Source organism: Sunxiuqinia sp. sy24 (assembly GCF_052677165.1).
On sequence record NZ_JBQYLH010000017.1, the window covers coordinates 113,779 to 125,166 of the forward strand.

Below are 11,388 nucleotides of genomic sequence, written 5' to 3' on the forward strand. Positions count from 1 at the left end.
ACCAGTATTATGACGGGAAAAATGGTTGAGGAACAAGCTGTGGTGTTGAGTATTATGGATACCACCCTGAGGGATGGAGAACAGACTTCAGGTGTTTCGTTTACGGATACCGAGAAATTGAGTGTAGCTAAAGTCTTATTGGAAAGTGTCAAAGTTGATCGCATTGAGATTGCTTCAGCACGGGTTTCTCAAGGCGAGTTTGAAGCTGCCCGTCGTATTATGAGCTGGGCTGCCGAGCGTGGTCATCTGGATCGCATCGAGATTCTGGGTTTTGTTGATGGTCGAATATCACTGGACTGGATCAACCAGGCCGGTGGTAAAGTCATTAACTTGTTGTGTAAGGGTTCCTATAAACATGTTACCCAGCAGCTAAGGAAAAGCCCGGAGGAACATCTGGCTGATATTCAGAAGTCAATTGATTATGCCAATGAATTGGGTATTGCCGTGAATGTCTACCTCGAAGACTGGTCTAATGGGATGCGCAATTCCAAAGATTACGTTCATTACATGGTCTCTCATCTTAAAGAGTTGAAGGTTCAACGGATCATGTTACCCGATACTTTGGGAATACTCGATCCGGATGAAACCTACGAATTTTGTAAGGAAATGATTGATGCATTTCCCGATGTTCAGTTCGACTTTCATGCCCATAATGATTACGATTTGGCTATAGCCAATGTGTTTCATGCGATTAAAGCTGGCATCCGTTGCGTGCATACCACTATTAATGGTTTGGGGGAACGGGCAGGCAATGCGCCACTTTCGAGCGTGATTGCCACGATTAAGGATCATCTGAAGATGGAGACGAAGGTGAATGAAAGCATGTTGAACCGGGTGTCGAAGTTGGTGGAAAGCTTTTCGGGTATTCGGATTCCTACCAATAAGCCGTTGATCGGTGAGTTCGTATTTACCCAATGCAGTGGCGTTCATGCCGATGGAGACAATAAAAACAACCTGTACTTTAATGATTTATTGCCCGAACGTTTTGGTCGAACACGCAGTTATGCACTCGGCAAAACTTCAGGTAAAGCTAATATTAAGGCCAATCTGGAAGATATGGGAATTGAGTTGGATCCGGCGGTTTTAAAAATGGTAACCAATCGGATTATTGAACTGGGGGATCGGAAAGAAACCGTGACAGCTGAAGATTTGCCCTATATTGTGGCTGATGTTCTTCAGGAAAGTATTGAGCAAAAAATCCTGGTTAACAACTACTCGCTTTCGCATGCTATGGGCTTAAAGCCCTCGGCTACCGTGAGCATTGCCATTGCGGGAAAAACCTATGAGGCTACGGCTTCTGGCGATGGGCAGTATGATGCTTTTATGAATGCCTTGAAGGTGATTTACCAGAAACTGAAAAAGCCTTTTCCTAAATTGCTTGATTACAGTGTAACTATTCCGCCAGGGGGGAAAACCGATGCTTTGGTTGAAACGGTCATTCTTTGGGAACTTGATCGGGAATTTAAAACCCGTGGTCTTGACCTTGATCAAACGGCTGCGGCTATTAAAGCAACCGTTCGCATGTTAAACCTGCTTGAGCATACCATAACCTAAAACTGACTCATAATGAACTTTTTTACTAAACAGGGAAAAATTCATTTCCCAAAAAATAGACTTATCTCATTCAAAAAACACAAAACGACAGAAGAAGTGGTTATTGTTGATGCCTGCTATTGCCCCAACGGGCATTCATTGGTTGACGAAAATTCGATGTTTTGTGAGAGTCCAGGAATCAAACTGTTAGTGAAAAGGGACAATGGGGAAGAAGGTTTTTTGATTCTTAGCCCAAGATTTGGTGATTATACAAGAATAAGCTTAGATATTCATCTCAAGAAAGGAGAGGTACTTGAATTCTTCTGTCCTGAATGTCGAACGCCACTCTTGGTTTATTCAGAATGTTCTATTTGTAAAAATCAGATGTTAACCTTGTTTACGACCAGGGAACTGACGCATGCTAATTGCGTAGGCATTTGCCAGAAAGTAGGATGTCACAATTCCCGAATGATTGATAGTAAGCGTATGCTGTCGGCAATTGTTAAGACCTGTTTTTAAAACTGAAAATTGAAAGTAAAAATAAGATAACAAACACATGAAATTAAAATTAGCAGTTCTCCCCGGAGATGGTATTGGACCTGAAATTATTGATCAGGCGATGAAAGCAGTGAAAGCTGTTGCCTTAAAATTTAATCATGAATTGGAGTATGACTTTGGATTGACGGGAGCCGTAGCCATCGATGAGCTGGGTGAACCCTATCCTGAGCAAACGCATCAATTGTGTATGGATTCGGACGCCGTATTGTTTGGAGCTATTGGCGATCCTAAATATGACAATAACCCGAAGGCGAAAGTACGGCCAGAACAAGGCTTGTTGCTTATGCGTAAAAAATTGGGCTTGTACGCCAACATCCGTCCGGTGGAAACCTTTGAGTCCTTGTTGCACAAATCGCCTTTACGTCGCGAGTTGGTTGAAGGGGCCGATTTTGTGGCTATTCGTGAGCTGACCGGTGGAATCTACTTTGGAGAAAAGGGGCGAAAAGATGATGGAAATACCGCCTTCGACACCTGTACTTATACTCGTGCAGAAGTGGAACGTATCCTGAAACTAGGTTACGAATTTGCCTTGAGACGGAATAAAAAACTGACGGTTGTTGATAAAGCCAATGTATTGGAAAGCTCGCGTCTGTGGCGAGAAATTGCTCAGGAAATGGCTCCTAACTATCCGGATGTGATCACCGAATACATGTTTGTCGATAACGCAGCCATGCAAATTATTCAGTGGCCTAAAAACTTCGACGTGATGGTTACTGAAAACATGTTTGGCGATATTCTGACCGATGAAGCCAGTGTCATTACCGGTTCTTTGGGATTATTACCATCAGCCTCCATTGGTATTCATACCTCTGTTTTCGAGCCGATACACGGCTCGTATCCGCAAGCTGCAGGTAAAGACATTGCTAATCCTATTGCAACAATTTTATCGGCTGCCATGCTGTTTGAGTATGCTTTCGACTCGAAAGTGGAAGGCAAGCTGATTCGCGAAGCTGTTGCTGCTTCCATGACAGAGAAAGTGGTGACTGAAGATATTGCTGAAGGCAAAGCGTATAAAACATCGGAAGTGGGCGATTGGATTGCCGACTATATTGCCAACGCATAAAAAAATTTATTTTTTTGATTAATCGTGAAAGGCTTTCCAATTTGGAAGGCCTTTTTTGTAGTACAACGATTGGCCTCTTTGCGTCTTTCTTAATTCAATTATTATTCCTAATTTGCTGGGAACTTAATGATTATAAATTAAACCGATGAGAATAAACCGATTTTTAGTCTCAAGTCTCTTGGTGTTCCTCTCACTGGCTGGTTGTGCAAAAGGAAACGGATGGATTGCATTATTTAACGAGAGCAACCTGAGTGGGTGGATCCAAAAAAATGGTGAAGCAAGTTATTGGGTGGAAGATGGGGCTATCATGGGCAAAACTGTTGTTGGTAGCCCGAATTCTTTTTTATGTACCGAGGAGAAATATGACAATTTTGAACTTGAGTTTGAGGTGAAGTTGTTTGATAATGAGCTAAACTCAGGGGTTCAAATTCGGTCAAAAACCAAGGAGCCGGAAGGGGATGAAGCTTTTGGCCGGGTGAATGGACCGCAGGTTGAAATTGAAGCAAGTGGTGAAAACGGGGCTGAAGCTGGCTATCTTTACGGCGAAGCCTGTGGAGGATGGATGACGCCGGATGTGAAACGGATTCCGCATAAAAACTTCAACGATGGCCAATGGAACAAGTACCGTATTGTGGCTAAAGGAACCCGTATACAAACTTGGGTGAATGGCAAGTTAATCTCGGACCTGGTGGATGAGGCGAAGTTCAAATCGCATCCAAGCGGATTTATTGGGCTTCAGGTTCACGGCGTAGGAGACCGTGGCCCATTCCAAGTGGGCTGGCGAAATATACGCCTGAAAGTGGTAGACTAGCTACGCTTAAAAAAGCAAAAAGGCTTTCCGTACAGGAAGGCCTTTTGGGGTATAAGAAGATAGAATATGCTGCTTCTGAAGTTCTTTCAAGAACTTCAAAGCGATGCATGCTCTTTATTTTATTTGCTTTACTTTGACTGCCGTTGGGCCTTTTTGTCCCATCTCAACTTCGAAGCTAACCAAGTTTCCTTCTTTGATATCTTCCAGAACATTGTTGATGTGGACAAAAACACTTTCTTTCGTTTCCGAGTCACGAATGAATCCGTAGCCTTTTGATTCATTGAAAAAAGTTACCGTACCTTTACGTACAGGATCAATCTCCTCATTCGGGTCACTTTTCGGAACACTAACTTCAATGTCTTCCAGGTTCACTTCTGCTTTTTGTGAGGGATCGGGCGGAGTGTCGGTGATGTTTCCATTCTCATCGACATAAGCGATCATGTCGTCCAAGCTACCAGACTTGTCATTGTCTTTTTTTGACAATCGTTTCTTCTCTTTTTCTTTTCTCTTCTTCTCTTTCTTGTTTCGTACTTCTTTTTTGTTAAAAGTCTCTTGAGATCTACCCATAAATTCTGTTTCTATTTATTGTTATTTATAATTTTATTTTCCCGCATGAACATGATTCAGGTGTAAATAGCATGCTGGATAATGCCAGTGTTCTATTGCTAGTCTTTATACGCATGAATCGAAATTCGGTTTTTACGAAAAGGATCAAAAAAAGAGAACAATATTGACTGAATTATTAGGAGTGGATCGAGTTTAAATACTGCCATTTTTGAACCTGAAATATCGGCTAAGTTACGATTTTATTTGGTTGAATAATAATTTCTGTTTCTTGTTCCTCATAAATCAGGCCTATGAGGTTGTTTTAGAGGAGTTATTTGGGCTGAAAACCATTTTTCTGATTAGCTTTTTGGGCTGTCATGGGTTTTGGTTGAGGCTGCAACCAATCGGTTGATTTCTTTTAACTCTTTGGATGTGAGGTAACGCCATTTTCCAACGGGCACATCAAGTGAAACGTTCATAATTCGGACGCGTTTCAATTTGGTTACCTCATAATCCAAGTATTCGCACATGCGTCTGATTTGCCTGTTGAGTCCCTGAGTCAGAATGATCCGGAAGACAAATTTGCTGATTTGTTCCACCTCACATTTTCGGGTTACCGTATCCAGAATAGGAATTCCGTCAGACATTTTCTGAATAAAATCGGTGGTAATTGGTTTGTTGACCGTGACAATGTATTCCTTGTCGTGGTTATTCCGGGCGCGCAGGATTTTGTTCACAATGTCGCCATCGTTGGTCAGAAAAATCAGCCCTTCGCTGGGTTTGTCGAGCCGGCCAATGGGGAAAATGCGCTTGGGATAATTGATATAGTCGATGATATTGTTTTTTTCAACCCGGGTGTCGGTGGTACATACAATGCCAATTGGCTTGTTAAAAGCGATATAGACGGGTTTTTCGGTTGGCTCTGAGATTAGTTTGCCATTTACCCGTACTTCGTCCATCGGACCAACTTTCGTTCCCATCTCCGGAATTTTTCCATTGATGGTGACTTTGCCTTGTCCAATGAGTTTGTCGGCTGCCCGCCGGGAGCAGAAACCCACTTCGCTTAAATATTTGTTGATTCGGGTTGATTGTGTATCGTCCATTTGTATGTTTTTCTTTAAAACAACCTGGGGGCTGTTGAGTTTTCTTGACAGCTGTATCCATCCCTGTAAAAGTGTTGGATTCTGCGTTCTGATAAACTGGAAATCTCTCACCATTAGTCGTAACAACACAGAGTTCGTGCGGCCGAATGACTGCAATTCAGAGGACACGTTCAGCTATGCTCAGAAAATTAACTGTATTTTTAGGCAAACCTACTAAATTCCTTAGTGATTGAAAATAGTTCAAGCAGTCAAAGCCGATGAGGTGGTGCATGATTGGCAGAATCGGTTTTTTAGCGAGGTGTCTTATCCGTTAAAAACCAGGCAATAGCACGGCTGACTGAAATCCGGAGTGGATGTCCTGTGTGGATAGCTGCTCTGTGTTTTTGCGGCAGCTGGCGAACGGGATATACTGTTTGTTTCTATGGAGATTGAGGACCTTGTTTCATCTGAATGTTTTGGCAGGTATGGGTGTTGTTGTTGTTAGCTGTTTGGTGTCGGCATGTTTCCTGTTTTTTTAAGAACGCTTCTGCAGATCCTTGAAGTCATCCTATTTCAGAGAGATCGTTACATGAACTGAAAGAAAAACCGTATTTTTAAAGTTCTGTATCAATCGAGAAATTTGGAATCAGCTAATTCAAGTACATGAAAGAATATATTGATTTACTAAGGAAACTTATTCAGACCCAGTCGTTCAGTAAGGAAGAAGAACCTGCAGCCGGATTAATTCGAGCGACTTTAACTGCCAAGGGCATTGCTTTTCAAACAAAGAATAACAATACCTGGGCGCGCAATCGTGCCTGGAAGGAAGGGCTGCCCGTTATTTTGCTGAACTCGCATGTTGACACGGTACGGCCGGCCAAAAACTGGATGAAAGATCCTTTTGGGGCGGAGCTGGATGGCGATTGCCTCTATGGTTTAGGAAGCAACGATGCCGGAGCATCGCTGGTTACTTTGCTGGCCGTGTTTGTCCACTTCAATGAGCAGGAAAATCTTCCTTTTAACCTGATTTATGCGGCTTCGGCAGAGGAAGAAATTTCGGGGCCCAATGGGATGGCCAGCCTGATTGAGGAACTGGGACAAGTGGACCTGGCCATTGTGGGTGAACCCACCCAGATGCAGATGGCCATTGCCGAGAAAGGGCTGATGGTGCTGGACTGCACGGCATACGGAAAAGCCGGTCATGCTGCGCGTAACGAAGGTGTGAATGCCTTATACAAAGCACTGGATGATATTCGCCTGTTACGGGATTATCGTTTTGAAAAGGTTTCGGAAGTATTGGGTGAGGTGAAACTCTCGGTTACCCAAATCAATGCGGGCTCGCAACACAATGTGGTGCCCGACCAGTGTTCCTTTGTCATCGATGTGCGTACCAACGAACATTATTCCAACCTGGAGACTTTTGAGCTGGTGGATCAGCTGATTGAGTCCGAAGTAAAGGCACGGTCTTTTCGCTTAAACTCATCGGGTATTACGGTGGATCATCTCCTGGTTCGCCGGGGGCAGGAGCTGGGCCTGACGTATTACGGATCGCCCACCACCTCAGATCAGGCGGTAATGCCTTTTCAATCCATCAAGATTGGTCCGGGCGACAGTGCCCGTTCGCATACGGCAGATGAATACATCCTGGTTTCAGAAATGGAGGAAGGCTTCCGGATTTACCAGGCCTTGCTGGATGGATTGGATCTTAGCAAAGCCTAGGGAAGAGCAGCAACTCTTGCCTGGTGTGCTTTCTTTTTGTTGACGTATTTTATTCTGTTTTTGTAAAACGAATGCCAAACCCAATAGGATGCAGTGGACCCGAGCGCAAATTTCCATTATAGCCGTTGTGGCCGTAACTTCTTTCATGGGGACTTTTTTGATCTCTTCGGTCAATATTGCCCTTCCGGCTATTGAGCGGGACTTTGGGCTGGATGCGGTGAGCTTGAGCTGGGTGATCACTTCCTTTTTACTGGCCACAGCGATGTTTTTGTTGCCGGTGGGGCGTTTGGGCGACCTGAAAGGTGTTCGACGACTCTTTAAGTTTGGTGTGTTGGTTTTTACTTTGTCATCGCTGGCTTGTGGCTTGGCTCCTTCAGGTTTTTGGCTGATTCTTTTTCGCTATGTTCAGGGGGTAGGCGCTGCTTTTACCAGTACCACTGGCCCGGCAATTCTGGTTTCAGCGTTTTTGCCTCGTCATCGGGGGCGGGTGCTCGGACTGGCTGTTTCGGCGGTGTACCTGGGACTGGCTTTTGGGCCTTTTGCCGGAGGTTTGCTGACGCAATACCTGGGCTGGCGCTCCATCTTTTTGGTGGCCACCTTTTTAGGAGGTATTGCGGTGTTGGTGGCTTATCTTTTTCTAGGAAAGGATGAGTTGCGCCAAGAGAAGCCGGCACAAATTGTCTTCGGAGGAACAATCTTTTACATGCTTGGCCTGGTGGCGCTGGTTTATGGCTCGGCTCATATCGACAAGCCGTTGGGCTGGTTTCTGATGGGAGCGGGCAGTTTCGCTTTGCTGGGCTTTTGGTGGATGGAATCCCGCTCGACAGCCCCGGTGATTGATACCCGGCTGTTTACCCGTAATCGCTTGTTTGCTTTTTCCAACCTGGCCGCGCTCATCAACTATAGTGCAACCTTTGCCATTGTGTTTTTGCTGAGCTTGTACTTGCAGAAAATTCAAAGTTTGTCGCCACGCGATGCCGGCACTATTCTGATTGCTCAGCCCATTATGATGGCCATTTTTTCGCCCATGGCCGGCCGGCTCTCCGATCGGATTCAGCCCCGCTACCTGGCAACACTGGGAATGAGCATGTGTACCCTGGGCCTGGCAGCCTTTGCGTTTCTTGCGGAGAGCACCCCGATCGGACTCATTGTGGCTTTGCTGGTTTGGGTGGGACTGGGGTTCGCCTTTTTCTCTTCACCCAATATGAATACCATTATGAGCTCGGTCGATAAAAGTCAGTATGGTCTGGCTTCGGGATCGGCGGCTACCATGCGGGTGTTGGGGCAAATTGTGAGTATGACCATTGCCACGCTGTTTTTTGCTGCCCTGCTGGGTGGAGAAGCCGTTGAGCAGGTGTCGGATGCTTTGTTTCTGAAGGTTGTGAAGTGGGGCTTCATCAGCTTTTCGCTCATCAGTGTTTTGGGGATTTACTTTTCCTACAACCGGGGCCAAATCAAGCGCTAAAGGTTAAAAATTTTATTGAACGGCTTGGCTTAGAGAGGGCTTCACTCAAAGTGAAGCCCTCTCTAAGTGCTCTACTGTCAATGCTCCCCCTGTTTTCAATTGCGCTATGATGACGCATATTGCGAGGAGCAGGGTGCAGACCTGCACTCTTGCACCGGAGGTTATTTGAAGGATATATTTCCTCTTGATGTATTTATTCCTTTAACTTTCCAATAGTTTGGAAAAAAGACATTGTAAATTTCTTTGTCAATAAGGGCATTTTTAAAGGTATCCTCATTTTTTATAGATAGTATAATGAATGTGGCAGCGAGTGCATATGTCAAATTTTTTAAGTTGCCAAGTTTAGTGTTGTGTAGCCTGTTGTGTTTCAGACTTGTGAAGTCTTTCCACCAATCGGGATTTATTGAGTTATCCCAGTTCTCAAAAGGTTTTATCAGGCAAAAATTAACCTCCCTATTTTCTTGGTTGATAAAAAAAATGGGATTTCCGACAAAATGTTCTGAGTGGCAATTAAGGTTTATTTCATACTTCGATATATCATATTCTGACTGAAATATTCTTTGGTAGTCATTTATATTGAAATATTCTCGAGCCTCACTTTTTTTCAAAAAATTAGGGACTTGGCTTTCTCCTGTAAATTTTTTCCCACTCTCTTTGTTTGCTATGATAAAGGTTTGACACAAGGAATCTAAGAACGAACATGCACTAACAAAAAGGTTTTCAATTTTTACAGAGAAAGTGCCAAAGTTGTCTTCATGCATAGAGACATATAAGAGAATATCCTCAAACGTTCTTTGTAATTCTAGGTAGTAAATAATATCAGTCTTTTTGAACATCGTGGTTGTGCTTATATTTATGTGAAATTGAAGTTTAAAGCCTTATTGTTATGTGTTTGAAACCTTGTCCATCAGTGTAAACGTTTTAGCTCTTTCTTTTTAAACAACGCAGGGGGGCACAGGCCTGCGCCAGCGGAATTGGTAGTTGGTGCTATTATATTACATCATTTTGATGAAATCCCAATTGTGGGTTCTCGAAATCATAACAAACTAATTCCGCCTCTAGTCTTTGGTTTGGCGACCAAAATCGATATATATATCCATGCATTTCGTAGCAAAGGGCAATCATAGCAATATTTGAACTTATGAGGATTTTCTTGACTAAGCTATCTTTGCTTAATTCGGTATTAACATGTTGGTCGTTATATATTGGCTTGAAGAGATAAATCAAAAATCTTTCCGCTAATGAAATTTTATCTCTGTATTCTTTACTAATTCTGTTTTCTGTTTCAAGCATCAAATCACACATGTTCAAATTCAATTCCCCTTTGTCACAGATTCCATACTTGAAATTGATAAAGTATAAAATTACTTCTTCGTCATCATTTAATCTTGAAATTGCTTTGCTCAATGTTTTATGTTCTCTTACCCTATCCAGTATTCTAAAAGATTGACCTATATAAACGACTTCGGGGTAATTATTTAAGTTGAGATTAAACCTGTGCTCCAAATCTAATATTGACAATCTAACTTGAATATTTTCATCACCAATTATTTCAGACCTCAATATAAAAATTAAATGGGTATTTGTGGAAGTCGCAAAGTTTAATTCAATTTTAAAAGAGTGCCTGATAAAATCAGGCAGATTTTGTAATAGCGAAATTAATTCGTGTATATACACTTGTATATTAAAACTTTTTCCATTTACAACAACCGCAGTTCGTAATTCATTTGAATTTATAATATTGGTTCTCGATAAGTCAAAACGTCTCTTCTTGACTTTGCAAAAAAAGTAAATATTGGAATTTTTGAATGATTCATTTTCTTTCAAAGCATAGTCCATATCTTCATCATGTAGATATCTGTAATCTATAGGTGTAGCCCCTTCAATTTCAAATGAAACAAACTTTCTCATATCTTGGTTAGGTTTGTGTATTAAAACTCACCGGCAACGTGTTTCAATATTTATTGTGAAACACCTATTCGTTTTGTAGCAGGAAAAGAATTATATCACCCGCCAATTTCTGGAAATATATTTAACCTTGCAAACCTCGGCTGGTCAGGATTTGCAATTCTGACCCTGCTAAAACCGGATTTTTAATCCGATTGCCCGTCTCTTTCTTGTTTGAGCGAATCGGTAAGCAGGGGTTAGCTGTTTGGAGTTTGTAACTCATTTACCCCCGACCAAAGACTTTCTTTTTCCAGTCCCCAAGATATTGGCTCTTTTCTTGATCACCTGCCCGGTATCCCAATTCGGGTCGTTTCCCCTGCTTTCCGCGTCCTGCAGATGTTCTGGCGCCTCGCCGAGTACGTCTGGAGGGTTGGCGACACCGTCTGGCGCTCCACCAACATTGTCTGGAGGGTTGGTGTCATCGTCTGGCTCCCGGCCGGCTTGTTCTGGCTGTTCGGCGACATCGTCTGGCGAGTAGTGGAGTTGGTCTGGCTATTCGGCATCATCGTCCGGCGAGTCGCTGAGTTCGTCTGGCGGCCGGGCATCATCGTCTGGCAGGTAGCCGGGTTGGTCTGGCTAGTTGGCTTGGTAGTGTTCAACAAACTGTGTCAATTCTATTTTTGCTATTACAGTTTTAGTTGGCATCGTTCTTCAAATTTAATAA

General features: G+C 43.2%; 10 protein-coding genes. 6 read left to right on the forward strand and 4 right to left on the reverse strand.

Annotated elements, in window-relative coordinates; genetic code table 11:
* The first annotated feature begins 9 nt into the window (after positions 1-9).
* The 3 genes from ACUNWA_RS15010 to ACUNWA_RS15020 all read left to right on the forward strand — a co-directional run bounded on the left by ACUNWA_RS15010 (position 10) and on the right by ACUNWA_RS15020 (position 3,965).
* The gene (locus tag ACUNWA_RS15010) at positions 10-1,554 is read left to right on the forward strand and encodes an alpha-isopropylmalate synthase regulatory domain-containing protein (RefSeq protein ID WP_445592738.1); all 1,545 of its coding nucleotides are present in this window, start codon (positions 10-12) and stop codon (positions 1,552-1,554) included.
* A gap of 535 nt (positions 1,555-2,089) precedes the next feature.
* Positions 2,090-3,154: a 3-isopropylmalate dehydrogenase gene (gene leuB / locus ACUNWA_RS15015; RefSeq protein ID WP_445592739.1), complete on the forward strand. Its 1,065-nt coding sequence runs from the start codon at positions 2,090-2,092 to the stop codon at positions 3,152-3,154.
* 145 nt (positions 3,155-3,299) lie between these two features.
* Positions 3,300-3,965, forward strand: coding sequence for a 3-keto-disaccharide hydrolase (locus tag ACUNWA_RS15020; RefSeq protein ID WP_445592740.1), 666 nt, complete (start codon positions 3,300-3,302; stop codon positions 3,963-3,965).
* Between the two features lie 114 nt (positions 3,966-4,079).
* Here ACUNWA_RS15020 and ACUNWA_RS15025 read toward each other — a convergent pair whose 3' ends face one another.
* Positions 4,080-4,532, reverse strand: coding sequence for a cold shock domain-containing protein (locus ACUNWA_RS15025; RefSeq protein ID WP_445592741.1), 453 nt, complete (start codon positions 4,530-4,532; stop codon positions 4,080-4,082).
* A 338-nt stretch (positions 4,533-4,870) separates the two neighbouring features.
* Positions 4,871-5,614, reverse strand: coding sequence for a 23S rRNA pseudouridine(2604) synthase RluF (gene rluF / locus ACUNWA_RS15030; protein ID WP_445592742.1), 744 nt, complete (start codon positions 5,612-5,614; stop codon positions 4,871-4,873).
* Positions 5,615-6,256: 642 nt separating this feature from the next.
* On the opposite strand from rluF, the gene ACUNWA_RS15035 reads away from it, so the two are divergent.
* Both ACUNWA_RS15035 and ACUNWA_RS15040 read left to right on the forward strand, forming a co-directional pair.
* Positions 6,257-7,312, forward strand: coding sequence for a M20 family metallo-hydrolase (locus tag ACUNWA_RS15035; RefSeq protein WP_445592743.1), 1,056 nt, complete (start codon positions 6,257-6,259; stop codon positions 7,310-7,312).
* A gap of 88 nt (positions 7,313-7,400) precedes the next feature.
* Positions 7,401-8,777 carry an MFS transporter gene (locus ACUNWA_RS15040; RefSeq protein ID WP_445592744.1) on the forward strand — a complete coding sequence of 459 codons (1,377 nt, stop codon included), beginning with the start codon at positions 7,401-7,403 and terminating at the stop codon, positions 8,775-8,777.
* A 161-nt stretch (positions 8,778-8,938) separates the two neighbouring features.
* Here the strand turns inward: ACUNWA_RS15040 and ACUNWA_RS15045 are convergent, their stop codons facing one another.
* A complete protein-coding gene (locus ACUNWA_RS15045; protein WP_445592745.1) occupies positions 8,939-9,613 on the reverse strand; it encodes a hypothetical protein in 675 nt (224 codons plus the stop codon).
* A gap of 154 nt (positions 9,614-9,767) precedes the next feature.
* Positions 9,768-10,688 (reverse strand): hypothetical protein, encoded by a 921-nt coding sequence (locus tag ACUNWA_RS15050; protein ID WP_445592746.1) that lies wholly within the window; start codon positions 10,686-10,688, stop codon positions 9,768-9,770.
* 372 nt (positions 10,689-11,060) lie between these two features.
* Here ACUNWA_RS15050 and ACUNWA_RS15055 point away from each other — a divergent pair.
* Positions 11,061-11,388, forward strand: a 328-nt coding sequence (locus tag ACUNWA_RS15055) for a hypothetical protein (RefSeq protein ID WP_445592747.1), incomplete at its 3' end; no start/stop codon positions are given.